A 24,379-nucleotide genomic window follows, 5' to 3' on the forward strand; every position below is an offset into this window, starting at 1 on the left:
CAGCTTTGAAGGGCTGCTGCCGGCGGCCACCCGGGCCAAGGCGCTGCGGGCGCGGGGGCAGTTTGAACGCTTGTACCTGGTGGTCGATCAGCAGCAGCGCTGGCAAAGCGCGCTGTTGCCGGTGCCGGCCTCGGTGCTGCTGGACCCGTTGCTGGTGGGCGAAAAGCGGGAGGGCTTCCGCAGCCGCTATTACCTCATTGACCAGTTTGACCTGACGCACGCCGAGGACTACCTGGCCAGCGAATTCCTCTGCGAACCGGCTGAACCCCGGCCCGCTGAAGATCGAAGTTAGTCTTGCGGGCGAGTCGCGGCCCGGATTCGCACAGTAAAACTCTATTGTGAACTGACCCGGTCGCGTTGAACCACCGGTCCGGTGCGGGTGCATGCCCCCCACGCGCCGGCTTCCGGTTCGTGTCCGTGTTACTCGGCCGCGGTCCGGAGGTCGCTGTCCCCGGTCACCTCATCCCAATCGTACCCCAGGAATAGGGCGAATCCGGCCAACTCCAACTCCCAGCCGTGACGACGACGGCGGTATTCGCGCCAGCCCGCCTCCGGATCGGAAGGAAGGCGAACACCCGCACCTTTTAACCGGCGCAAGGTATCCTCGTAACGGTGACGCCAGCGCGCGGGCTCCTCGGTCGTGGGCACGCTCTCGCGGCCGGGTTCATCCTCTGCGATGGCCGTACCCCGGCCCACCCCGACGGCGACGGCGAGTTCAGAGAGCACATGGCGGCCGGTTTCCTCCAGGGTTCGCAGCTCAGGATGACGGCAAAGATCTTCGTAAGCCTGGCTGTCCAGGCAGGCCCGTGTGACTGCGCAACCCTCGAGCACGAGAAAGAGCATTCGAGGCAAACTTTTGTGCACCTGCGTGGGATGGAAGTAGTGGATAAGCGGGTGCTCGATGTGGCTTTCCAATAACCCTTGAAGGTCCCGGGCGGCGCTCGCAAAGAGCGATTCAAGCCCGACAAAGCGGCCGTTTACAAAATGGTGCACGAGCAGGCCGGCGACATCGGCGCCTTGGCGAGCCTGGTGATAGAAGGAAAGGGCCACCGCGCGTTTGCGTTCCAGGGCTACAGTGAGGGAGACGAGGTAGGTAACGCCCAGGGAAATAAAGGCAAAGCCGGTAAGCGCCTCACTCAGGGACAGCAGGCGCATCGCCGTCGAGCGCGGGGCGATGTCGCCGTACCCCAAGGTTGTAAAGGTGATCCCGCTGAAGTAAACGGCTTCAATCTCGCGCGAGCTTTCCGCCTTTGCACTGACGATGAAGCTCGCCGGCATGTGCGGCAGGTAAAGGAACGCATAGCCGATGATCAGCAAGACCACCAAGCCGGTAACGAGGCCGGGTAACAGCAACGGACCTACGCCGTTAAGCAGGCGATGACGGCCGGCCCGCGAGCGGCGGAACGCCACGGCGCGCGCCAAACGCCAAATCGTGCGGGTAAGCGCTTCGCTTACAGGGCCCGAGCGGCCGCGTGCATGGAGGATGGTGCCGTAGATATCAACGGCCACCAACCCAAGCAGGCCGAAGCCGAAGGCGGTAGTGATCTGAGCAGCAACGTCCATTCCCTTTCACTGTACCTTACCGGAAACCCGGCGGCGGGGGTGCAAAAACACTTCCAGCCGCCCGGATGGCCCGACATTTCAGTTCTCCCGCAGGCGTAAAATCAGGTCAGGGCGACGCCGGCATGCGGATTTTCAACGGCGCGCCGTGCACCCCCCTGACCGGATGGGAGTAACGGGTTGCACGCCATTTGGAAACCCTTTTCTTTTAAGTACATAGAAATACCGTTCGTCTTGCGATTGGGAGTGAAGCGATGCTGCACCTGAGCGAATCTGACTTACGTTTCCTGGTAGAAACGGTGGCCACCAACCGGCGCGATTACGATCACGTGGTCGACCTCGTGCGCGGGAAGGATGATCTTCTCGAGCCGATGCTTGACGATCCGAAACTCGTGGAGCGGCTGTTTCGCGAAGAGGAAACGTTTGTCCGTGTCTCTCCGCATCTGCTTTTCTCGGTCCTTCTTCGCCAGATACGAAGGGAACTGGAAAAAGAGGTATACGTCCTCGAGGTAGACTCGAGGGGGAAACGTATCCCGGTGTTTGAGGCCCCGGCTGTCGCGGCATTGCTCGCGAACCAGGCGACGCGGGATTACCTCGCCGAAATGCTTGCCGCTTTCGCGCGAACCAGCAGCGGAGTCATCTACTGGAAAGAGCATGGCACCTGGCATAAAAGGCGATTCAGCGACATCGACATGGACGACATGATCGAACTCGCCCGCATCATTGACCCGGAAACGCGCCCGGCGCTCTACAAGCGCATCGCCGATATCGCGTTGTTTCTAAGCGGCATCTTTCCGGACCACACGACCGCGGTGACTCGCCGGAAGGGTGCGCTCTCCGCAAAACGGACGCTCGCGGATTACGAGCAGGAGGGGATGCGCTTTTACCGGGTCGCCGCCCAGGAGACGGACCAAGGTCACTGGCGACCGGTATTCGAGACGCTCGCGGAAAAATTTTCCCTGGCCAGGCGGGCGCTCAACACATTGAGCGATCGCTATTTCAGGACGCACCGGGCCCGGTATTTTCAGTTTGGGGGCCAGAGCTAGCCGGGCGGCATCCGATAGAGATCATGGAAATTGCCGCCAGGCTTTACCAGAAGGCCAGGAACCTGTAGTCTCTTCGCCGGGATGACGCTCCGGCGAGGCGACGCTCATGCGCCGTCTCGCCGCGCGCATCGTTTATCCGGTTCCCCACCGCCCCCGTGCGCAGCACATCTAAAGTTCAGAAACGGACGCACCCGCTCCATGCAGAAAACAGCCGCCGACCTTAGCCGACTGTTCGGCTCCGAGCGCGTCCTTTGGGAACGCGAACACCTGGCGACCTACGGGTTCGACGGCACGGCAGCCTTGTCCGGTGAACCCGGATGCGTGGTGCTGCCTAAAACCACGGATGAGGTCGTCCAGGTGGTCCGTTACGCCGCCGCAAACAGGATTCCCGTCGTCACGCGCGGCTCCGGCACCGGGCTGAGCGGCGGGAGTGTGCCGGTACCTGACTGCATCGTGCTCTGTCTGGTGCAGATGGACCGCGTTCTCGAACTCGATCGAAAGAACCTCACCATCCGGGTTGAGAGCGGGGTGATAACCCAGAAAGTCGCTGACCTGGCGGACGCCGCCGGGCTGCTTTACCCGCCCGATCCGGGTTCGATGCGGATCTCGACCATCGGGGGCAACGTGGCGGAGAATTCGGGCGGCTTGCGTGGCCTGAAGTACGGGGTCACGCGCGATTACGTGATGGGACTCGAGGTCGTGCTGGCCAGCGGCGAGGCGGTTTCTTTCGGCAACAAATGCGTCAAAGATGTTGAGGGTTACTCGATGAAAGACGTCTTCATCGGTTCGGAAGGCACCCTGGGCATCATCACCCAGGTACTTTTGCAGCTGGTGCCGAGACCGGCGGCGAAGAAGACTTTGCTGGCCACCTTTGAGCAGATGGATGCGGCGGCGGAAACGGTATCGGCCATCATTGCCGCCAAGATCATCCCTTGCACCCTGGAGTTTCTGGACCGGATCACGATCAAGTGCGTGGAAGACTATGCCCATGTGGGTCTGCCGCTGGATGCCGAAGCGATCCTGCTCATGGAAACGGACGGTCACCCCGCGGTGGTTGAGGAGGAGACGCAACAGATGGCGGCGATCGCGCGCGAGCATGGGGCCCGGGCCGTGCAGGTGGCCGCGACCGCAGAGGAAGCCGGCCAATTGGCGACCGCACGCCGGATGGCTTTTTCGGCGCTGGCGCGGTTTTCGCCTACGACGATCCTGGAAGACGCCACCGTGCCACGCAGCGAACTGGCCAACATGATCCGTTTCATCCAGCAGACGGCTGCAAAATATAACGTGCCCGTAGGCACTTTTGGCCACATGGGCGACGGCAACCTGCACCCGACCTTTTTGACGGACGAAAAGAACGTGGACGAAATGGCACGGGTGGAAAAGGCGATGCACGAGATCTTCGAGCGTGCGGTCGAACTGGGCGGCACGATCACGGGTGAGCACGGAGTCGGATTGGCGAAAAAGGCATTTCTGCCCAAGGCGATCGGGGATGCGAGCCTGGACGTGATGCGCCGGTTAAAGCGCACGCTGGACCCGGACAACATTCTGAACCCCGGAAAAATTTTCGATTGATGGCTGGTCCGGAAGAGTTACACCAGGCTGCCGTCCGGATCGGCCGGGCTAACCCGGAAGGGCGGCAGGGGCAGTCGAGGTACCTGAAGCGCCTGGACTATTCGGTGCTCCAGCAATGCATCCACTGCGGCATGTGCCTCCCGACGTGCCCGACCTACGACGAAACGAAGCTGGAACGCAACAGCCCGCGGGGCCGCATCGCCCTGATGCGCCGGATCGCAGACGGCCGGCTCGAGGTGACGCAAGCGTTTGGCCAGGAACTCTATTTTTGCCTCGGCTGCCTGACGTGTGAGACCGTATGCCCGGCCGGGGTACGGTACGGCGAGATGTTTGAGCACGCCCGTGCCGACATCGAACAGGCGGGCGTGATGCGCAACCCCCAGCGGGACGTCGTTCGTGCGTGCACCCTGAAGTGGCTCTTTACGCATCCGCGAGCGTTGCGGGCGATCGGCCGGCTGGTGTGGCTTTACCAGGCGAGCGGCCTGGAGTCCATGGCGCGGCGTTTGAAGATCACCTCCCTTTTGCCGGGCAGGCTGCGGATGCTCGAGCCGCTGACCCCGCGGATGCAGCGGCATTTTTCCGACCAACTCATCCACCCGGTCGAAACGCCGCCGGACCGGAGGTTCCGCGTCGGTCTGCTGACCGGCTGCGTACAGGATTTGGCTTTTTCCCATGTAAACCGGGATACCGCCGACGTCTTGCTGGCGAACGGTTGCGAGGTGGTCACCCCGCGAATGCAAGCCTGCTGCGGGTCGATCCACGCGCATAACGGCGAGCTGGAAACCGCCAGGCAAATGGCCCGGCGAACCCTGGATGCGTTCGATCTTGAAAGCCTCGACGCGATCATTACCAATGCCGCCGGCTGCGGCACCCACCTTAAGAATTACGGTCACCTTCTTCAGGGGGATCCCGGTTACGCAGAACGCGCCGCGAAATGGCCGGCCAAACTCCGCGACATCCACGAATGGCTGGCCGAAATCGGGATCCGGACGCCGGCGGGCTCACGGCCGCAGAAGGTCACTTATCACGAGGCCTGCCATTTATGCCACGGCCAGAAGATTACCCGTCAGCCGCGCCAAGTGCTTAAAGCCATCCCCGGACTGGAACTGGTGGAACTGCCCGAATCGACCTGGTGCTGCGGAAGCGCCGGCATCTACAACATTACCCAACCGGAGATGTCGCAGAAACTGCTCGGCCGGAAAATGCAGAACATCGAAAAGACCGGCGCGACGACGGTAGCCTCGGCTAACCCGGGCTGCTCGGTGCAGCTGCAGGCAGGCGCGCGCCAGGCGAATAAGGGGTGGCGGATTATGCATCCCATCTCGCTTCTGGCGCAGGCCTACCGCGAGGCGGGTAACGGTCGTTGAGTTCGGGGTTCGATCACACGGCGACCACGGCAGGAATCATCCGCAGAACACGCAGAAGAACGCAGAAAAGAGGAAACCTCCACAGACTACGCAGATTAAGGACCCGTGGGGCGAGGCCGCTCCAGACCCTACTCGCCTGGGGTATGGATGCGTTCTTCTGCGTATTTTGCGGATGTGTCGCAACCTACTATGTCGGATCCCAACCAACCACCTGAACGCGAACCCCTGATCCGCGCGATCGCGATGCCCGCTGACGCCAACCCGGCAGGCGATATTTTCGGCGGCTGGCTAATGTCACAAATGGACCTTGCCGCGGCTAACGCCGCCGCCCGTCGTTCCCGGGGCCGCTCCGTCACCGTGGCGGTAGATGGCATGGTGTTTCATGAGCCGGTCTTTGTCGGGGACGAGGTGAGCCTTTATGCGACCGTGTTGCGAGTCGGCCGGACGTCGATGACCATTCGAGTTGAGGCTTGGCGGCGGCGACTGGTTGCCGAGACTCAGCACAAGGTGACGGAAGCCACCTTCACCTTTGTGGCCATCGATGAAAATCGAAAACCGCGGCCGGTACCGCCCGCGTAGAAGTTATGGTCCGAGCGAACAATGCCGGCTGGGCCAGGCGGCTCGGCTTGCATGCAATCCTTTTTTCACCGTGTTTGCCCCCGAGAAAATTTTATGAGCGTGAACGATGACCAACCGCTGCCTGTTCGGTATCCGGTGACGCAGGAAGACGCCACACGTCTTCACGAAAAGCAAGTGAAGTTCGAGGGGGTCCCCGCCGATTCCGGGCCGCAGGCAGGAACCTCCGTGTCCGGGGAAGGAACCCTGATGGTTTACAGTGACGGCCGGGAAGGCTGGGCGGAAATTCATTCCGACGCGCACCTGGGCCCCATCCCGGTCGGCCGGCAGATCATCGCCCTGGCCGAGGAAACGTTCCGGCGAATCGAGGAAACGCCCGAGGGATTGTTTTTACGAGGTTGAACGCGACCGCGAAAGAGGGAAGCTCCCGTTATGACGGTTCCCCATGACTTTTCGTTTCCGGATGGCGCCACGGTACGGCGGCTCGGTTATGGCGCGATGCGCCTGACGGGTCAGCCGAGCAACTTCGGCCCGTATGCAGATTGGGAGCAAGGCAAGCGCCTGTTGCAGCGTGTGCTCGAACTCGGGGTCAACTTCATCGACACGGCGAGGGCGTATGGGCCGGGATGGAACGAGAAGCTGATCAGCGAGGCTTTGCATCCGTACCCGAAAGGTTTGTTCATCGCGACGAAGGGCGGTGTGGTGAAGAAATCGGTAACCGAACGGCACCTGGACGGTAGTCCGGCCGGCTTGCGCCGTGACTGTGAAGAAAGCCTCAAGAACTTGCGGGTGGATTGCATCGACTTGTACCAGTTGCATTGGGTGGATCCCCAGGTGCCTCTGGCCGAGTCGGTGCAGGGGTTGATTCAGCTCCGGGACCAGGGCAAGATCCGGCGCCTCGGTTTGTCCAATGTCACCCTGGACCAGGTCAAGAAAATCGTCGCACTGACTCCGGTCGCGTCCGTCCAGAACCGGTTCAGCGTGGCGGAACGTGGAAGTGATCCGATCGTGGATTTTTGCGCTCAGGAAGGCATCGCCTTTTTGCCGTATGGCCCGCTGGGTGCGGACCCGATGCAGCCAGGCGCGCCCCTCGCAGCAGGTGAAGGCGCCCTTGGCGACGTCGCGGGTGAACTTAAAGCCACCCCGACGCAGGTGGCCCTTGCCTGGCTGCTTCATCGGGCGCCTAACGTTATTCCCATCGCCGGGACCCGATCCGAGCTGCACCTGCAGGAAAACGTCCGGTCGCAGGAATTAACTCTGTCTCCCGAACAATTGGAGCGGCTGTCAGGTTTGGCGCGGGGCTGACCCCTGCCCCGGCCCAGACGATCTCAATGCTCCAGCGCTCTCTGAACGGCGCACTGCAAATCCTGTATCAGGTAAGGTTTGCGGAGCGCTCCGCGAAACCCGTTCTCGCGGTACTCGCTAAGGAGCGGCTGGTCGAAGAAACCGCTCGTGACGACCAGGCGGGCGTCGGGGTTGGCGGCCAGGATGGCGGCGGCGATTTCACGCCCGCCGATCCCTCCCCGCAAGGTGAGGTCGGTGATGACGCCATCGAACCCGTCGCCTCCGGCGTGCGCTTCGTGGTACGTCTGAATCGCCTGTTCGCCGTCATCGGCAGTGGTGACCCGGTAGCCGAGTTTGGTCAGGAGCTTGGCGGTTAGCCGCCGGACGGGCTCTTCATCTTCCACCAGGAGGATACGCGCCAAACGAGTCCTTGCGGCAGGCAGTGGGACCGGCTCTTCCGGTGCCACCGGGTTTCCCTCTGCGGAGGGCAAAAAGAGGGTGAACGTCGAACCTGCACCCGGCGTGGACGCGACCGTCAGGAGTCCCCCGTGCTGTCGCGCGATCGAATAGCAAACGGCCAGCCCCAGGCCTTGCCCGGCGGGTTTGGTCGTATAAAACGGTTCAAAAATGCGCAACAGATCTTCCGGGGCGATGCCCGGGCCGTTATCGCTGAAATCGATCCGGACAAATTTGGTGCCCACCGTGGCGGCGAGTTCGGGCGGCAAGGGGACGTCTGCGACGACGTTGCGGCCGGAGATGCGCAGGGTGCCCCCGCTGGGCAGCACCTGCACCGCGTTCAGGGCGAGGTTCTGAACCACTTGGTTCATCTGATCCTGATCGAAGCTGACCGAGGACAGGTCCTCGTCGAGCGCAATCTCCAATCGCACGGCCGTTCCCGCCGTCGCGAGCCGGGCGACTTCTCGGACCACCTCGCCCAGCGGCTGGACGCGGCGTACCGGACTGCCGCCGCGCACGAAACGGAGCAATTGCTTCGCGGTTCCTGCCGCCGCGTGGCATGCCGCCTCGGCGTCTTTCAGCGCGGCGTGGGCGTCAGCGCTTGCCACCATCGTCCTGGCCAATTGCACGTTGCCGACGACGGAAGTGAGAAAGTTATTGAAGTCATGGGCGATTCCGCCGGCCAGCACCGTGAGAGGCTCAAGCCGCTGCAGCTTGCCGAGCTCCTGCTCGTGTTGCTGGCGCCAGCTTTCGTCGTGAAGAATCAAGATGACGTCCGCGGTACCTTCCTGGCCGGCATCGACCGGGATGATCCGATAACTCACCCACCGCTCCCGCCCATCCCCATCGACGATGCAGCCCGACTTGGGCGTTTCCACCGGTCCGCCGCTCCATGGGAAACGGACGGGCCTGCGGTCCGGCACCGAGAGGAGCCGTACCAGTTCGTCAACGGGCAGGCCAAGGGCAGGCTGATGAGTGATCTGGAACCATTCCTGGGCGGACCGGTTCACCGCGCGGGTAAGTCCGTCACGGCCCACCATCAGCGCGGCGTCCCAGACGTGGTCAAAGGCGATGGAAAACCAGCGTTCCCGTTCGGAAATGCGGGGGTGAAACTCTTCGCGACCAGGGTGAATAGCGAAAGCAGAACTCATAGCATAGGACGCTGGCACGATTTACGAGCGGTCCATGCGGCGGTGCCGGTAGCGGCACCAAAGGTTCCAACGGTCGTTCTCACGGATGCCAGTATCGACCGGAGCGAAGGCCGATTAAATTTCTCAGACGATGAAGTACGCGGAAATGACAGCGTAGCGGAGCTCACCCCTTTCGAGCCTGCGTAAGGACTTGCCCGGGCGGGGTCGGGTGTGCACGCACGAGCGTTGCGGAAATCAACCCGGGTAAATCATCCCAGGTATAACACCTTTCCGGCTGCATCCAGGACCGACACGGCGTTTCTGGGGTCGATCAGGGTAAACGAGACGCTCGAACCGTCCTCGAGGCGTAGTTCCAGTTCACCGTCGCCATCTGCCGCCTGCATCACCCTAGCTCCGGAAGGCACCTCTCTCACGGGTGCACCCGTTGCCCTGACGCGCATCAGCGTCCCGTCCTGGAAGCGAATCGTCACCGTGCCGTTGGCATTCTCGAAATCAGCGGCGGGCAGTCCTTGAATCACGTCAGTAAGCTTCTGGTTTGAGGTCATCGCAACGTTCCTAAGTTCGGGTTCGGTTCGCAGGCAAGCCACGATTTGCGCGTGCATTCGGTGACAAGCGCAAGGGTACTTGATTTATAGCTCAATTGCTTCATCCGGTCCGAACGCTTGCACGGGGGGTTTTTCAGAATGGCCCACGTGATATCCCCTGTAGATCGCGCGACCCGAGCAGGTCAAGATGGTTGCGGGGGCGGGATTTGAACCCGCGGCCTTCAGGTTATGAGCCTGACGAGCTACCAGGCTGCTCCACCCCGCGCTTAAAGAGGAGGATATATCCACGGTCCAAGCCGGAGCTGCAACAAAAAAATCGGCGCCGGTGTAATTTTCCTTCCGCAACCGGCGCCGCGTCGGCCGAGGGTAAAACGCCTTTCCTGAGAACCGCTCGGGTAAGGCCGGCCAATACCCACCTTCCCGATATTCCGCCTGAATTCCATCCGCCATGCCCATCTCTATTCCGTTCCATCTGCTATCGGTCCAATCGAGTGTCGCGTACGGCCACGTCGGCAACAACGCCGCCGTTTTTCCTTTGCAACTTCTCGGCGCGGAGGTCTGGCCGGTGAATACCGTGCACTTCTCCAACCACACCGGCTATGGGGCCTGGCGCGGCATCATCCTGCCGCTCGAGGCGGTTTCCGAGATCCTGCGTGGGATCGAGGAACGCGGGGTGTTTCCCCAATGCGCGGGCGTGCTGAGCGGTTACCTGGGTGACGCCTCGTTGGGGGAAGCGATCCTGGCAACGCTGGCGCGCATTCGGCAGTACAACCCTCACGCCGCGTATTGCTGCGATCCGGTCATGGGTGATGTCGGCCGCGGCTTTTTCGTCCGCCCGGGGATTCCGGAATTCATGCGGGACCGCGCCGTGCCGTCGGCGACCATGACAACGCCCAACCAATTCGAGCTGGAATTTCTGACGGGGGCTCGGGTAACTACCCTGGCATCGGCGCTGGAGGCCGTGCAAGGCCTGCGCCCGCGCGGCCCAGCGATTGTGCTGGTCAAGAGCCTTCGCCATGCGGACACGCCAGGGAATGAGATCGAAATGCTGGCGGTCGGGCCGGGCGAGGCTTACCTGGTGGCTACGCCGCTGCTGCCGATTCAGGTTAACGGCGCCGGAGACGCCACCGCCGCGCTTTTTTTCGCGCATTACCTCCTGACGGGATCGATCAAGGGCGCGCTGGAAGCCACCGCCAACAGTATTTTTGCGGTCCTGGAGAAGACGGTTGAGATGCAGACGCGCGAAATTCAGCTGGTGGCGGCGCAGTCGGCGATCGTGGCTCCTCCGCGACGCTTCCACGCTCGGCGGGTGGCGTGAAAGCCCGGCACGGTTTTGCGTATGCGTTCCATCGTCATTACGGGAGTCTCCACCGGGATCGGCTTCGCCGCGGCCGAACTGCTGGTCCGCCGCGGGTTCCGCATCTTCGGAAGCGTCCGGAACGGAGAGGACGAGGAGCGTTTGCAACGGCAGCTCGGGCCCGGGTTCAGGCCACTCCGGTTTGACGTGACCGACGAGGGCGCCGTGCGCGCCGCGGCGTCCCGCACAAGCGAGGAACTCTCCGGCGAACCGCTTTTCGCGCTGATCAACAATGCCGGCATCTGCGTCGTGGGCCCGCTCACCCACGTCCCCCTTGCCCGGTTCCGGGAACAAATGGAAGTGAATTTGATCGGGGTCTTGTCGGTAACCCAAGCGTTTCTTCCGCTCATGCTGCATCCGGACCACGCGCACGGTCACCGCCCGCGGCCGTGCGTCGTCAACGTCGGATCAATTGCGGGTAAAGTGGCCTCCCCCTTCGCGGGCCCCTACTCCGCATCCAAATTCGGGCTCGAAGGCTTTTCTGACAGCCTGCGCCGGGAGTTGATGCTTTTTGGCATCGACGTCGTCCTGCTGCAGCCCGGTCCGGTGGTCACACCGATCTGGGACAAGGCTGAAGCGCGCGTGCTCGACGATTATCCAGGGACCCCCTACGAACGGCCTTTGGAGAAATTCCGTAGCGTCTCGATGCTGGAAGCGAAGCACGCGTTTGCCCCTGCGCTCGTGGCGGAAAGGATCTACCGCTTGCTGCATCGGCGGCGGCGGCGCGCGCGCTACGCGATCGTGCCGAATCGCCTGATCAACTGGACGCTTCCGAGATGCTTGCCGGATAAAGCGCTGGATTTCTGTATCGGGAAGTTTTTCGGTCTGATCTGATCAAAATGATCCGCGCGAGTCCGACGGCGCGGGCCCGCCCGCACACGCGTGCGAGGCAAGCCGGCGTTGGCAAACCCGGCAGGTGCTGTTAGGGTAAGGGCCTCGCAGTCGTAAATCTTGTCATGACGCATCGGCTCCAAAGTTATCTCGGCTATTCGTACCCGGCGCAACTTGCGGAATTCGTAAAGCGGGAGTGGCCGGAGCAGGCCCGTAAAGCCCAGCCGAGCGACGTTCACCTTCGACAGTTGCTCGATGCTGCTTACCACGCCAGCCTGTTGCGCGAGGAACAGCGGCCCGTCACCTTTCGCCTGCTTTTCGGCGGTCCGGACGAACTGCCCGTGGATGCCGGTCCGCCAACGGGCCTTTTGCCGATCAAACTTGACCGGCCCCGCCCGTTCAATGAACAGGAAGTGCGCCGTATCTCAGTGGCAGCGGATTTTTTCCGATCGCTCATCGCGGTATCGGCCGATCCGGATAATGAGCTGCGCATCTGGGGCATTCTGGTTTCGGGCACGCGATGGGTCAACCAAGTGGACGGAGGCCGATTCATTGACGGGATATTGCCGCTTCGCTTGGTGGTGCAGGCGCCTGCCCCCGGTCGCTTGACGGTTTGCCTTGGCCAGCAACGGATCGCGGCGTTGACCGGCGGACGCATGCAGGGCTTGGCGTTTGACCTTTTCCAATCGCAGTGGCTCGTCGACGCCTTTGCCAACGTCAGGAAAAACGCGCTCCGGTCGTTCTTCGACAAAACGAGCGGCTACCCGCCCGTGCCGCCCAACAGCGATTTCATGCGGGTAATGTCGCAGAACGTGCTGCGCCGTGCGCTAAGCGTGGTGCGCAATTCCAAACACGGCGGCACTCTGGTTTTCATCGAACCCGAGGAGGAAGCTGAGCTCAAGCGTGAGAACGGTCCGCTTCGCTTCAAGTACCGCATTGCCGATACGGGGGCGCGGACGCGTTACCAAGCCCTGTTAAGGCAGGCCGTCATTCGTCTGCAGGAACTGGTTCACCAGGAAAAGCTGCGCGAGATCAGCTGGGCTGAATACCAACGCGTTCCGGATGAGGAATTGAACCGGCTGGACGAGGCGTTTTTTGAATTCGCGCACTTCCTCGCTGACCTGATGGCAGTGGATGGCGCCCTGGTGGTCACGAAACGCATGGAACTCGTCGGTTTCGGCGCCGAGTTGCGCGCGGAAGCGCCGGGCCTGGCCAGCGTGCGCCGCGCCCTCGACGTGGAGGCAACCTTGTGGGCCAAAGAAGCGCTGGACGACGTCGGCACGCGTCACCGCGCTGTCTACCGCCTCTGTGAGGAACATTCAAACTGCGTCGCGATCGTGATCTCCCAGGACGCGGCCGTTCGCTTCGTCAAAAACCACAACGGTGCGGTGACGTACTGGAACCAGCTATCGTGGTGAACGGGTAACGGGTAACGGGTAGCGGGTAGCGGGTAGCGGGTAGCGGGTAACGGGTAACGGGTGGCGGGTGACCGGCGGGTGCATTTGCCGAGGTTGCTTGCACCTGTTCTCAGGACGGTTGAGCTGTCGTTGCCCCGGAGGGATCGCCGGGACAAAAATAGCTCAACAAACTTGAAAACCGGTGTAGGCAGCGGCGCTGCCCGAACGATTGTTGTTCCTCCCATTTCAAGAAAGGTTGCGAACGCCGTCAACGCGTTACCCGTTACCCGTTACGCGCTACCCGTTACCTGTTACCCGATTTGACGCTGGGAGCCTATGCTCCCATATTGCGGCCCGAATGAAACCAGCCCTCGTAGCGCTTGAGGATGGACGGGTCTTCCAGGGTGAAGCGTTCGGCACCCATGGAACGACGGCCGGAGAGATTTGTTTCAACACCTCAATGACCGGGTATCAGGAATTGCTGACGGATCCTTCTTACCGGGGTCAGATCGTCACGATGACCTATCCCCTGATCGGGAACTACGGGGTGAATGATTTTGACGACGAGAGCAGCCAGCCGCACGTACGCGGTTTCGTGATTGGCGAGTTGTCGCCCGTGGCGAGCAACTGGCGGGCAGGCGCTTCCCTGGAGGATTACCTGCGCAAATGGAACATGTGCGGGATCCAGGGAGTGGACACCCGTGCGCTGACCAAGCATTTGCGGGTGCGCGGGGCGATGCGGGCCTGCCTGACGCATGAGCTTACGGCGGCGGAGGCCATCGCACGCGCGCAGGAAACCCCCTCGATGATCGGATCTGATTTCGTCAAAGAGGTGACGACGCTGCATAGTTATGATTGGGATCCTGAGGACCGGCTGAGCCGTGCATGGAGCATCGTGAAAGGCAATCCGGACCAGGTTGACGAGGTCACCGAGAATGGCCAGGTTTTTAAGAAGCTGCCGCCCGTCAAGCATCGGGTGGTGGCTTATGATTTCGGCATCAAACGCAACATCCTGCGCCGCCTCCGGCAACACGGTTTCAAGGTGACCGTCGTGCCGGCAACCGCCAAAGCGGAGGACGTGCTGGCGCTGAAACCCGAAGGATTGTTTCTGTCCAATGGTCCCGGCGATCCGGCTTCCCTGACGTATGCGCACGAAGAATTGCGAAAGCTGATCGGCAAGGTGCCGATTTTTGGAATCTGCCTGGGCCACCAGTTGCTCGGTTTTGCCTATGGCGGCCGGACATTCAAGCTGAAATTCGGCCATCGGGGAGCCAACCAGCCCGTCCAGGATCTGGCGACCGGGAAGGTGGCCATCACCTCTCAGAACCACGGGTTTGCCGTCGATTCCGATTCACTACCCGCAAACGTGGAAATCTCGCACGTCAATCTGAACGACGGCACGGTTGAGGGAATGCGGCACCGCGACTTTCCGATTTTCAGTGTGCAATACCATCCCGAAGCAGCGCCGGGCCCAAACGATGCCAGCTACTTCTTTGATGCGTTTGTCCGTTTGGTTGAGACCGGCCGCCCGTAAACGGGAGGGTCCCCACGGCCATTCAGTTAAGGGCGGTGGGCCGGGCGTGGCCTTCGTTCTGGAGGAACGGCTGATCCTATACCATTCAGGCAGCGATCTCGGTAGAATGCCGGCTGGACCCGGCCCGTTGGGCCTAGACCGTTTATACGGTCTGATAGGTGTAAAGCCGGCTGGGCACCTCAACCCTTGGGGGAACGCCCGCACAGCGCCTGGAGCCCCTGCCTACGATCAGCTGTCCCCCCGGGACCAAAGCAATACCCGGCCTTGTATCCTTAACTAAATGCCCGTGGGCTGAACCCTGGGCAAAGTTTTGCCGGGGCCGAAAAGGCTCGGGTGCGGTCCCGGCGGTGATTGGGAAACGTTGCGCACGGTAGGCTCTCGGGTCACAGTTGGGCATGGCGAAAGAAGAGCCATTGATCGCGCAAGGAGTGATTTCAGAGGTGCTGCCGAATACCATGTTTCGTGTGTCGCTGCCGAACGGCCAAAAAGTTCTTGCGCATATCAGTGGTAAAATGCGCAAACATTTTATCCGCATTGTGCCTGGGGACAGGGTGGAGGTTGAGCTTTCGCCCTATGATCTGACCAAGGCACGCATTATCTTTCGCGAAACCTGATCCTGAACTCACCCTAGGGGATGACGCAGACCTTGATTTCTCAAAAAGCAAACGAGAGAGTGCCGCCGATTCGCCCGGATGCGATCAATGAAGAAAGGTAGATTATGAGCGAACAGACCAATCCAGAGCAGCCTGGTTACCCGGGCTCGGGTACAACCCCGGAAGCAGCCGGCAGTGCAGGAGGGGCGCCCGGAGCGCCGGGACAACCTGGCTATTCGGCGCCGCCGCCCAACGCGGGACAGTCGGCAGACGCGGCCAAAGACCACGTTCAAGCCGCAGCTGATGATTTCAAGGCCGCGGCATCCGCCAAAGCCGACGAAATCCGGCGGGCAGCGGAACAGAAGGCTGAGCAGCTTCGTTCTCAGGCCGAGGCACGCGCCCGTGAGTTCCGGGACACGGCCCAACAAACCTGGGGCGATGCGCGCAGCAAGGCAAAGACGTGGCAGACGGAAGGCGAAGCATACGTAAGGGACCACCCCGCCCAGGCGGTGCTTGCGGCCCTCGGGGCAGGATTCGTTTTAGGTTTGCTACTGCGTAAATAGCCATGACGTCGATCCCTGCGTCGGAGCCCGGACCTGCCACCAGGGTGTCGGCCGGCGAGGCCATGCGGGAATGGCTCGCTTCGGTTCTGAAGTTTCTCGAGCTCAAGCTGCAGTTGCTTGGGTTTGAAGGGCGCGAAGCCGGTGTCCACCTACTGATCCTGGCGGTGTTGATCGCCAGTACCCTCGCCTTATTGGTGATGGCGCTGATTTTCCTGGCCGTATTTTTACTGTTCATCATCGTCAAGATCACCGGCTGGGAGTGGGGCTGGGCAGCGCTGCTTACGGCGGTGATCCTGATGGTTTTGAGCGGCGTGACCGCTTTCATGGTTCGTACCAGGATCACCAAGCCTTTGTTCACTCTTACCCTTGCCGAGCTTAGAAAAGACCGCGAATGGCTAAGACAGACGCGCGAAAGCAGCAAATAGTTGAGGAATTGGCTCAGGTGCGGAGCCGGTTAGCTACTGAGACGCACGTGGTGGCCGAAAAGCTGAACGTGTCACGGCATCTGGCAACTTCGTTGCACAGACACTCGTTTCGCTGGGCCGGTGCCGCGGCGCTGTTCGGCTGGATTCTATCGCGGTTGCCTGCCAGAAAACAGCGCGTTTATCTGGAAACCGGCAGAGACGGTGAGGTGCGCCGTAAGCGGACCAAGGAGGTGGGCTTTGCGGCTGCGCTGATGGCGGTCGCCTGGAAGGGGATCTGGTCAGTCGCCAAACCGATGCTGACGGCTTATCTTTCCAGCCGGATTGCAGGACGAACCGTGAAACCCGAGGCGCGCGCGAGCTGAGGAGTTCCTCCGTTTTTGGCCGACGGCCGCCTGCCCGTCTGCGGAGGCGGCCGTCATGTTTTGCGTCCGAATTTCTTCTCCAGCTCCAGGTAGGAAATCTGGATCAGGGTAGGCCTCCCGTGCGGGCAGCAGTACGGAAGGTCGCAGGCCAGCAGATCACGAACCAGCTGCTGAATTTCCGGCGGCCGCAGCTCGTCGTTGGCTTTCACGGCGTGGCGGCAGACAGTTTTCGCGATGACGTCTTCGCCGATGCGCAACCGCGAGGTGGACGCGGTCATTGACCGCAACTCGTCGACGAGCCGGCGCATCGCGCCCGCGGGGTCGGCAACTTTAAAGAATTGGGGAACCGCGTCAATCTTGAGGGTCGCTTCACCAAACGGTTCCAGGGCGAACCCCATCCGGCTGAGGGACTCCAGGTTCAAACGAATCCAATCATAATCCTTCGGCGTGATCTGGACGGTGATGGGGATTAACAAGCGCTGGCTTGGCACGCCTTCGCTTTCAATCTGGCGGCGTAACCGCTCAAACAGGATACGCTCGTGCGCCGCGTGCTGGTCCAGCAGCACAAGGCCATCGTTGTTTTCCATCAGCACATACAGCTTGCCCAGAACGCCGAGCACCTTCGGCACTGCGACGTGAACCGGCGGGCCGGAAGACGGAACCGCGACGGGGGCGGTTTCGGATCGCCGGCCGGGCTCCGGGCCGGGTTCGTCTTCAACCGGGGCCGGGCAGGCCGCCGCTGCGGTTTCCGGCGCCGCTGAAGCCGGGACTTCCGGGGCTTCACCCGGCGGTTGGTGCGGGCGGGAAGGAAGTTGGGCCCAGTCTTTTCGTAAGGAGAATTGTTCGGCAGGCGGGATCAGCGGTTGCGACTCGGACCCCGGTCGCGGGGCCGGCGGAGGCTCACTTGCCGGCGCCGCGGCCCGTTCGGGAGGCGTGAACGCGGCTGACCAGCGGGGCCGATCCGCCTCCAGGGTCTTCCGGACGGCGTTGGCGATTACGTTCCGGACGGTCATGGGGTCCCGGAACCGCACTTCGCGTTTGGCGGGATGCACGTTAACGTCAACGTCTGTCGCGCTCAATTCAAGGAAGAGAAACGTCACCGGGTATTGTCCCTTCATCAGGGCGGTGTGGTAGCCTTCGCGCAAACCCTGGTTAATGACCGAATTCTCCACGGGGCGTCCGTTGACGAAAATGATCTGTTCGACGCGAGTCGCCCGGCTCACCCCCGGCTTCCCCAGGTAACCCCTTACCGCCAGCCCGCCTTCTTCATACGCCTCGATCTCGAGCAATTGGCTGACGATTTCACTCCCGCGCAGGTCACGGATCCGATCAACCAGTGCCCGTGCCGGCGGCGCCTGGAAAACGAGCGCCTGGTCACGTACGTACACGAAGCCGGCCTGGAAATGGCCGATGGCCTGAAGCAGCAACTGGTGCTGCACGTGATGAGCTTCCGTGGCCTCGCTCCGTAAGAACTTGCGTCGGGCGGGCAGATTGTAGAACAGCGACCGCACCTCCACGGTGGTGCCCGGCGCTTCCCCGCTAACCCTGACCGACTCGATTTTGCCGGCATTCACGATTATTTCCGTGCCTTCCAGAGTGCCGGGAGGCCGTGTAACCAGCCGAAAGCGCGCGACGCTGGCGATGCTCGGCAACGCTTCTCCCCGAAACCCGAGCGTTGAAATCCGGGCCAGGTCCGCGCCCGACCGGATCTTGCTGGTGGCATGGCGTTCGAGCGAGAGAAGGGCATCATCCCGGTCCATGCCGGCCCCGTTATCCACAACCCGGATCAGGGATGCGCCCCCCCGGCCGATGGCTACCTCAATGCGATCAGCGCCGGCATCGAGGCTGTTCTCAACCAGTTCCTTGACCACCGAGGCAGGACGTTCCACGACTTCGCCGGCCGCCACTTGGCTGGCCACCTCATCCGGCAAAAGCGCAATCTTACCCATCAATCCGGCTCGTCGCAGCCGCCCCAGTCTGCCACCAAAGCCCGGTGAACGCAATGTCACTCACGCCCGCGTTGACGGGTCCGGGCCTTCGCGGTTAAATGGTAACGTGCTTATTACAGTTTCTGACGCGGCCATTCAACAAATCCGGGTTATGCTGGCGGAAACGCCGGAATACCAGGGATGCGGATTGCGCATTTCGGTGGAGAAGGGCGGCTGCGCCGGCATGCAGTATGAGATGCACTTTGATCGTGCCAGCGAAACCGACTATCGTTATACTCGCGACGATGTCGATGTGATCGTCGATCCGGAAAGTGCCCCTTACCTCGACGGCTCAGGCGTCGACTATGTAGAGGGATTGACGGGGGCGGGATTTCGGATTGTGAATCCGAACGCGGTACGCAGCTGCGGTTGCGGCAGCTCTTTTGAGGCAATGCGTACCGCGTAAGCTGTCCTCTGGCACCAGCGTGGTCTGACAACGTTCATGAAAACAGCAGAGGTGGGTCGTTCTACAAAGCGGGTGGTTGCTCCTCCGCCGGAGAACGGCAGTCTTTTCGGCTGGACAGTCTTTATCCTGTTACTTTGCGGCGGCGCGGTGGCGTGCTGGATCGGCACGTTCTACGTTTTCAGCCACCCCGAGCAACCGTTCAGTTACCGGCTCCTGGCCAAGCTGCACAAACTTGACCCGCCGAAACGCTTTACGCTGACCGCGGCCCCGGCGGGCGAATTTCTCGGCCCGGAACGGCTTCTGGAACGGTATGGCGCCATGTCGCAAAACGAAATCACCGACCAGAGCGACAACCTCCAGCGGAGTTACCTCCGCAACTACGACCACCAAACGTATAAAGTTCCGTATCTGATCGGAAAATACACGGTTCTCGATGCGTATCCGTTGGCCAACTCCAAATATTTCAGCTCGGGCATGGCCGTGGTCGCCCAGTCGGTGGAGGTGCCGAACATTTTTATCGAACACGTTTTCCCGGCGGATAAAATGCACATGGCGGCTATGCAGCGCATCCTGGCGACGGGCCTGATCATTGAATTCCGGCGTTCCTATGACCTGTCGGCCATCGTGCACGTCGCAAACCTGGGCAACGGACGCCTCCTCTTCACCTGCGTCCCGCTGCTGTACGGGCCGTACGGTACGACCCAGAACGGCGCAGGGTTTCAGCTTGATCCGCCCAAGGAACTAAACGTCCAGGCCGGGTTACCGACGGTAAACCTGGTGCAGATTGAGAATGCGGAACGCAAGCTGGCCGAGTACCGGCGAGTGGCGGGCACCAGGGTCGCGGCAACGGCCGAGACGCCCGACAAGGCTCCGAAGAGCTTGACCGGCACGCCTGAACTGGCCTTGAACGGCGGCAGCGGCACGCAGGCAGCAAATAGTGGCGCTGCGGGACAGGCCCAGGCGAACGCGGCTCCGGCTCAAGCGGTCGCTTCACCTGCGGTGCCGGCGGCCTCGCCGGCGCCCGCCCTTGTACGGGTCGCCAAAGCGCTCCCCATAACCACGCCGTCCTCGCCCGAGACGATGCCTTCGGCTCCCAAGGCGACCCTGGTGAAAGCGGCTCCGGTCGCCCTGGTCACCAACACCGGCGGGGCTCTCCCCGTGACTGTTCCGCCGGCGCCCAAAGCTCTGCCCGTGACAGCCGCCCCACCCGCCGTGCCTGCGGCTCAGCCGGTCCTGACCACATCGCCGCCGCCCGACACCACCGGGCAAGTCGGCACCTGGGCAACGTACCGGCCGGGGCAAATGCCGCGCGGCCGGCTCCTGGATGTGCAACAAACGTCGGAATTGGCTGAACGCGGCGTTGGGGTGGAACCGATGTACCTGCGGGGCGACTTCTCCGTTACTGCCGCTCGGGAAAACCGGGCGGTTTTACGGCCTAAGCAGTCCTTGGCAGAACGAATGCTGGGCCGCGGTAATGCTCGCATCATCGTGGAGTACCCGCGAGGGTTGGCCGCCCCGGCGGAAGGCGAGTCGTTTCAACGCGGCTCGGAGCGCCCTTTCCAGGTGGTCGACGTCCGGCGCGGCGCAGACGGCCAGGTTAACATCTACGTCCGCGAGGTAACCACCGCGGAGTAAGCGAAGGTGTCGAGTGTCGAGTATCGGGTTTTGCCCCGGGACTTCCGCTTTCTCAGGTCCCCACCCGCTCAGTACACGTCCCGCTTGTAACGCTTCTCTTTACGTAACCGCTCGATGTAGGCGGCAGCATCCTCAACGCTTTTTCCGCCTTGCTCTTCGACGATCTTGTGAAGAGCGACGTCCACATCCTTCGCCATGCGGGCGGCGTCACCGCACACGTAGAAATGCGCGCCGTCCTGGAGCCAACCGTAGAGTTCTTTGGCCTGCTCCAACATGCGGTGCTGCACGTAAATCTTATGAGCCTGGTCGCGCGAGAACGCCGTATCAAATCGGGTCAACACCCCTTTTGCCTGCCACTGCGCGAATTCTTCTTCATAGAAGAAATCGCACTTCGACCGTTGCTCACCAAAGAACAGCCAGTTCTTGCCTGGCGCGCCAATCGCGGCGCGCTCCTGCAGGTACGCCCGAAACGGCGCAACCCCGGTGCCGGGACCGACCATGATGATGGGCACACTCGGATCTTCGGGCAGACGGAACCCTTTCGCGACGTGGACAAACATGGAAACGGGTTCACCAGCCGGCACCCGGTCCGCCAGAAACGAAGAGGCCACCCCGGCACGCACGCGCCCATGGCTTTCATACCGCACGGTGGCGATCACCAGGTCCACTTGCTCCGGCCGGGCTTTCAGGCTTGAACCGATGGAATAGAGCCGCGGCTGGAGCTTTCTCAACGTCGCCACAAACTCCTCAGGGCTGAATCGTACCGACGGGTTATCGAGCAGAAAATCGATGAGTTCGAGGCCCCAGAGGTAATGCTCCAGGTCCTCCTTGCGATCGGGGTGCAGCAATTCCTTGAGGTCGGTCGTCCCATCGGACTTCTGCACGATGGCGTCAAGAAACTGCTTCGACGGCTGGGTGATCTGGTAGTACCTGATCAGCCCTTCCCGCAACGAAAACGTCTCGGCCTCCTTGGTCGTGACCGGTTCTTCACCGCTGAGGTGCAGAGCGTGAAGAATCTCCTCGACCAGTTTCGGGTCATTTTTCGGGAACACACCCATCGAGTCGCCCACCTCGTAATGCATCCCGGACCCGGCCAGTGAGAATTCATAGTGCCGGGTTTCCTTCTCCGAGCCTTGCCGGTTGAGTTTTCGGTTGACCAGAAGTCTTGCAGGAAATGGATTTTTCCGGTTGTAAACCGAAATCGTCGACATAAGGGCAGCAGGATACCGACGCGGCCGTCGGGTTCAACCGAAATTGATAAACCGCCGCGAAGCCACAAGCGGATATCATTTGTGGCCCTTGCGGCATTCCTTTCTCACGTGCGAAGGGTCCGGCTCTGCGGGGCGGGCGTTTCGGTTCCGGTGACGCGAACCAAGGGGTTCAGGAGGTTATACAGGCTGACGACGCCGACCGCACTGCCTTGCTCATTCACGACCAGAGCGAAGTGCTGCGGCGTCGCCCGCAATCTGCGCATGGCGCGTGACGCTTGTTCGTCAGCCCGTACCTGGACGATTCTGCGGACGTAAAAACTAACGGGCCGCTTGGGTGACCGGTCGACCACGAGATCAATGGTGTTCACCAGGCCGATGATCCGCCCGTCACGTCTGAGGACGGGAAACCGCTCGGTCTTGGTACGGTGCGACAGGTTCACCACTTCTTCGACGGTGGCCTCGGCGCTTACGCAGGTCGTCTGGGCAAGGGGCACCATAACGTCGGTGACCTTGACCGTGCGGAAGTCGACCGCGTTGTGAATCATCTGGCGTTCGAAACTTGTCAGGGTGCCCAGGCGCTCGCTCTGGGTGACGATGTACTTCAGGTCTTCGCGCGCGACGAAGATCTCCCGGGCCGGCCGGTGCCGCAGGATCAGTTTCGCCACGGGCCGGGAGAGAACCACGAACGGCCAAAGGAGCATCGAGACGACTTCCAGCGGAAGCGCCAGCGCGGCCAGGGCACGATAGCCGAGGCGACGAAAGATCGACTTTGCGCAGAATTCGATGACCAGGAGGAAAAACGGCAGGGCCAAGACCAGCGTCAGGGCGTAGCCCCAGGGACCAAACCGCTCCACCAGGTGGTTGGCGGTGATGACGATGGCCGAGATATTCATGAGGCTGGTCACTACCAGGACCGTCACAAACACCTGGGCCGGACCGTGCAGAATCCTCTGGAGCCGCACCGCCGCAGGGTCACCCTGGCGGGCCAGGTGACGCAACCGGACCCGGTTGAGCGACAATAAGCCGGCTTCAACCCCGGAGAACACGAATGAGAGGGCGAGGCAGACCAGGACCAGCACCCAGCTCATTGTCCCTGCCCGGCTTTCAGGCTGTTCAAGCGTTGGACCCTGACTTCAAGGATGCGTTTGCGGCTGGCTTCCCGAATCTCAAATTCGAGGGGTGGAATCTCGACGCGCGTCCCCGGTTTGGGCAGGTAACCAAGCCGGTTGAAGATCAGGCCGCTGATCGTATCGATGCCGTCATGGACCAGATCGACCGAGGTCACTTCGCTTAAATCGTCCAGGCGAGCGCTTCCGCTGGCCAGCCAGCGTCCGTCACCCGCGTCCTCGATGTAAAGGGCCTCGTCGGAACGCGGTCCCGTATCGCCGAGGATCTCCTCGACCAGATCATTAAAGGTCACCACCCCCTCGGTCCCGCCGAACTCATCGAGAATGATGGCCAGCCGCTGCGGGTGCGTGAGAAAAGCCCGGAGCAACTCGACGGCGCGCATCGTTTCCGGCACGAAGGACGGCGGTTCAAGGAACTCCGTGTAATGCCGGCCTGGATCGAGCAGAAATGCTTTGACGTCCAGAATCCCGAGGATCTCATCGGGACTCTCGCCGTACACCGGTACCCGGCCGTGGCGGCGCAGCCGCAGTTCGCGGATCGCTTCTTTATTAGCGAGCGTATCCGGAATGGTGAACGCGTCGACCCGGGGCGTCATGCAATCCCGGACGACCTTGTTGCCGAGCTTGATGATCGCCTCGATCATTTCGCGTTCGTCATCACTGAGCTCTCCTTCTTCCGCGCTCAGCTCAACGAGGGTGAGCAATTCCTCGTCCCCGAGCGGTTCGCTCCCCTCACCCGGCACCCGGGCGAAAAGGTCCGCGATCCGCAGCGAAACCCGCTCCAGCGCGCGCGAAACCGGGGCAAACGCGGGCAACATTCTCGGGAGCACGGACACGGCGGTATGGACGAAGCGAAAGGGATCCGCCAGCGCGAAAAGCTTGGGCAACAGGTCGCAAACCACGACGATCAATCCGAATATGCCCAGCGTCTCCAGCCAGTTCGGGACCGGGGTCGAGAGGTAATTGGCCAGCGCCAGGGAGAGCACGATGAGCGGGATGTTGACCGCCGTATCGGTGAGCAGGATTACGCTCAACACCGTGCGCGGCTTGCTCATCAGCCGCTCAAACTGCGCCGCGGTTTCCGGATCCCGCTTCCGCCATCGGTTCAGGTAAAGCTTGTTGAGGGAAAAGAGCGCCGTTTCCATTCCGGAAAAGAAAGCCGACGCCGTCGCGAGTACGGATACCATCAGCACGGCAACCAAAAACAGCTCAGTCGACATCGTCTCGAATTGGGAACCGAAGCCTCACTGGCCTCACTGTTATGACGCGCGTGGCCGGGAGATGCAAGTTCCCAAAGCACCGCCACCGCCGCACCGGCGGAAAAGTCTTCACCCGGACATTGCGTCGCACAGCGCCGTCACCGAAAATCAAATAATTCCATTGCGGCACAAAA

Annotated in this window: 24 protein-coding genes and 1 tRNA gene; 17 read left to right on the top strand and 8 right to left on the bottom strand. The window is 61.7% G+C overall.

Annotated elements, in window-relative coordinates; translation table 11 throughout:
• Positions 1-292 (top strand): hypothetical protein (locus JO015_00690; protein MBV9997609.1); only part of this gene is annotated, 292 nt, incomplete at its 5' end.
• Between the two features lie 128 nt (positions 293-420).
• Here the strand turns inward: JO015_00690 and JO015_00695 are convergent.
• Positions 421-1,563, bottom strand: a complete 1,143-nt coding sequence (locus JO015_00695; GenBank protein MBV9997610.1) for a two pore domain potassium channel family protein — start codon at positions 1,561-1,563, stop codon at positions 421-423.
• Positions 1,564-1,814: 251 nt separating this feature from the next.
• Here JO015_00695 and JO015_00700 point away from each other — a divergent pair, with 251 nt between their 5' ends.
• From JO015_00700 to JO015_00725, 6 genes are all read left to right on the top strand, one after another.
• On the top strand, positions 1,815-2,606 hold the full coding sequence (locus tag JO015_00700; GenBank protein ID MBV9997611.1) for a hypothetical protein: 792 nt from the start codon (positions 1,815-1,817) through the stop codon (positions 2,604-2,606).
• Between the two features lie 198 nt (positions 2,607-2,804).
• Entirely contained in the window at positions 2,805-4,178 is a 1,374-nt protein-coding gene (locus tag JO015_00705) for an FAD-binding protein (GenBank protein MBV9997612.1), read from the top strand.
• Complete coding sequence (locus JO015_00710) at positions 4,178-5,545, top strand: (Fe-S)-binding protein (GenBank protein MBV9997613.1); 1,368 nt, start codon at positions 4,178-4,180, stop codon at positions 5,543-5,545. The genes JO015_00705 and JO015_00710 overlap by 1 nt, the downstream gene beginning before the upstream one ends.
• 189 nt (positions 5,546-5,734) lie before the next feature.
• Positions 5,735-6,124 carry an acyl-CoA thioesterase gene (locus JO015_00715; protein MBV9997614.1) on the top strand — a complete coding sequence of 130 codons (390 nt, stop codon included), beginning with the start codon at positions 5,735-5,737 and terminating at the stop codon, positions 6,122-6,124.
• A 93-nt stretch (positions 6,125-6,217) separates the two neighbouring features.
• Positions 6,218-6,523, top strand: coding sequence for a hypothetical protein (locus JO015_00720; GenBank protein MBV9997615.1), 306 nt, complete (start codon positions 6,218-6,220; stop codon positions 6,521-6,523).
• A 30-nt stretch (positions 6,524-6,553) separates the two neighbouring features.
• The gene (locus JO015_00725; GenBank protein ID MBV9997616.1) at positions 6,554-7,426 is read left to right on the top strand and encodes an aldo/keto reductase; all 873 of its coding nucleotides are present in this window, start codon (positions 6,554-6,556) and stop codon (positions 7,424-7,426) included.
• Between the two features lie 23 nt (positions 7,427-7,449).
• Here the strand turns inward: JO015_00725 and JO015_00730 are convergent, their stop codons facing one another.
• From JO015_00730 to JO015_00740, 3 genes are all read right to left on the bottom strand, one after another.
• Positions 7,450-9,012 carry a response regulator gene (locus JO015_00730; protein ID MBV9997617.1) on the bottom strand — a complete coding sequence of 521 codons (1,563 nt, stop codon included), beginning with the start codon at positions 9,010-9,012 and terminating at the stop codon, positions 7,450-7,452.
• 248 nt (positions 9,013-9,260) lie between these two features.
• Complete coding sequence (locus JO015_00735; GenBank protein ID MBV9997618.1) at positions 9,261-9,614, bottom strand: hypothetical protein; 354 nt, start codon at positions 9,612-9,614, stop codon at positions 9,261-9,263.
• Positions 9,615-9,745: 131 nt separating this feature from the next.
• Positions 9,746-9,822: transfer RNA gene (locus JO015_00740), tRNA-Met, on the bottom strand.
• A 183-nt stretch (positions 9,823-10,005) separates the two neighbouring features.
• On the opposite strand from JO015_00740, the gene pdxY reads away from it, so the two are divergent.
• The 8 genes from pdxY (at position 10,006) to JO015_00780 (ending at position 16,619) form a co-directional block, all read left to right on the top strand.
• Positions 10,006-10,875: a pyridoxal kinase PdxY gene (gene pdxY, locus JO015_00745; GenBank protein ID MBV9997619.1), complete on the top strand. Its 870-nt coding sequence runs from the start codon at positions 10,006-10,008 to the stop codon at positions 10,873-10,875.
• Positions 10,876-10,896: 21 nt separating this feature from the next.
• Positions 10,897-11,748 carry an SDR family NAD(P)-dependent oxidoreductase gene (locus JO015_00750; protein ID MBV9997620.1) on the top strand — a complete coding sequence of 284 codons (852 nt, stop codon included), beginning with the start codon at positions 10,897-10,899 and terminating at the stop codon, positions 11,746-11,748.
• A gap of 122 nt (positions 11,749-11,870) precedes the next feature.
• Positions 11,871-13,163, top strand: coding sequence for a DNA integrity scanning protein DisA nucleotide-binding domain protein (locus tag JO015_00755; protein MBV9997621.1), 1,293 nt, complete (start codon positions 11,871-11,873; stop codon positions 13,161-13,163).
• A gap of 337 nt (positions 13,164-13,500) precedes the next feature.
• Positions 13,501-14,676 (top strand): glutamine-hydrolyzing carbamoyl-phosphate synthase small subunit, encoded by a 1,176-nt coding sequence (gene carA / locus JO015_00760; GenBank protein MBV9997622.1) that lies wholly within the window; start codon positions 13,501-13,503, stop codon positions 14,674-14,676.
• Positions 14,677-15,071: 395 nt separating this feature from the next.
• The gene (infA, locus tag JO015_00765; GenBank protein ID MBV9997623.1) at positions 15,072-15,290 is read left to right on the top strand and encodes a translation initiation factor IF-1; all 219 of its coding nucleotides are present in this window, start codon (positions 15,072-15,074) and stop codon (positions 15,288-15,290) included.
• A 104-nt stretch (positions 15,291-15,394) separates the two neighbouring features.
• Positions 15,395-15,832 (top strand): DUF883 domain-containing protein, encoded by a 438-nt coding sequence (locus tag JO015_00770; protein MBV9997624.1) that lies wholly within the window; start codon positions 15,395-15,397, stop codon positions 15,830-15,832.
• 2 nt (positions 15,833-15,834) lie between these two features.
• Positions 15,835-16,257, top strand: coding sequence for a phage holin family protein (locus JO015_00775; GenBank protein ID MBV9997625.1), 423 nt, complete (start codon positions 15,835-15,837; stop codon positions 16,255-16,257).
• A complete protein-coding gene (locus JO015_00780; protein MBV9997626.1) occupies positions 16,224-16,619 on the top strand; it encodes a hypothetical protein in 396 nt (131 codons plus the stop codon). The genes JO015_00775 and JO015_00780 overlap by 34 nt, the downstream gene beginning before the upstream one ends.
• 53 nt (positions 16,620-16,672) lie before the next feature.
• On the opposite strand, the gene mutL is transcribed toward JO015_00780, so the two are convergent.
• Positions 16,673-18,568, bottom strand: a complete 1,896-nt coding sequence (mutL, locus tag JO015_00785) for a DNA mismatch repair endonuclease MutL (protein ID MBV9997627.1) — start codon at positions 18,566-18,568, stop codon at positions 16,673-16,675.
• A gap of 151 nt (positions 18,569-18,719) precedes the next feature.
• On the opposite strand from mutL, the gene JO015_00790 reads away from it, so the two are divergent.
• Together JO015_00790 and JO015_00795 are read left to right on the top strand one after the other, a co-directional pair.
• The gene (locus JO015_00790; GenBank protein MBV9997628.1) at positions 18,720-19,013 is read left to right on the top strand and encodes an iron-sulfur cluster assembly accessory protein; all 294 of its coding nucleotides are present in this window, start codon (positions 18,720-18,722) and stop codon (positions 19,011-19,013) included.
• 36 nt (positions 19,014-19,049) lie between these two features.
• Positions 19,050-20,648 (top strand): hypothetical protein, encoded by a 1,599-nt coding sequence (locus JO015_00795; GenBank protein ID MBV9997629.1) that lies wholly within the window; start codon positions 19,050-19,052, stop codon positions 20,646-20,648.
• A 68-nt stretch (positions 20,649-20,716) separates the two neighbouring features.
• On the opposite strand, the gene JO015_00800 is transcribed toward JO015_00795, so the two are convergent.
• From JO015_00800 to JO015_00810, 3 genes are all read right to left on the bottom strand, one after another.
• The gene (locus JO015_00800; protein ID MBV9997630.1) at positions 20,717-21,859 is read right to left on the bottom strand and encodes a sulfite reductase subunit alpha; all 1,143 of its coding nucleotides are present in this window, start codon (positions 21,857-21,859) and stop codon (positions 20,717-20,719) included.
• A 104-nt stretch (positions 21,860-21,963) separates the two neighbouring features.
• Complete coding sequence (locus JO015_00805; protein ID MBV9997631.1) at positions 21,964-22,947, bottom strand: DUF21 domain-containing protein; 984 nt, start codon at positions 22,945-22,947, stop codon at positions 21,964-21,966.
• Positions 22,944-24,206 (bottom strand): HlyC/CorC family transporter, encoded by a 1,263-nt coding sequence (locus JO015_00810; GenBank protein ID MBV9997632.1) that lies wholly within the window; start codon positions 24,204-24,206, stop codon positions 22,944-22,946. Before JO015_00810 ends, JO015_00805 begins: the two co-directional genes overlap by 4 nt.
• Positions 24,207-24,379 lie beyond the last annotated feature (173 nt).

The sequence above is a fragment of the Verrucomicrobiota bacterium genome (assembly GCA_019247695.1).
In the GTDB taxonomy this organism is placed as follows: Bacteria; Verrucomicrobiota; Verrucomicrobiia; order Chthoniobacterales; family JAFAMB01; genus JAFBAP01.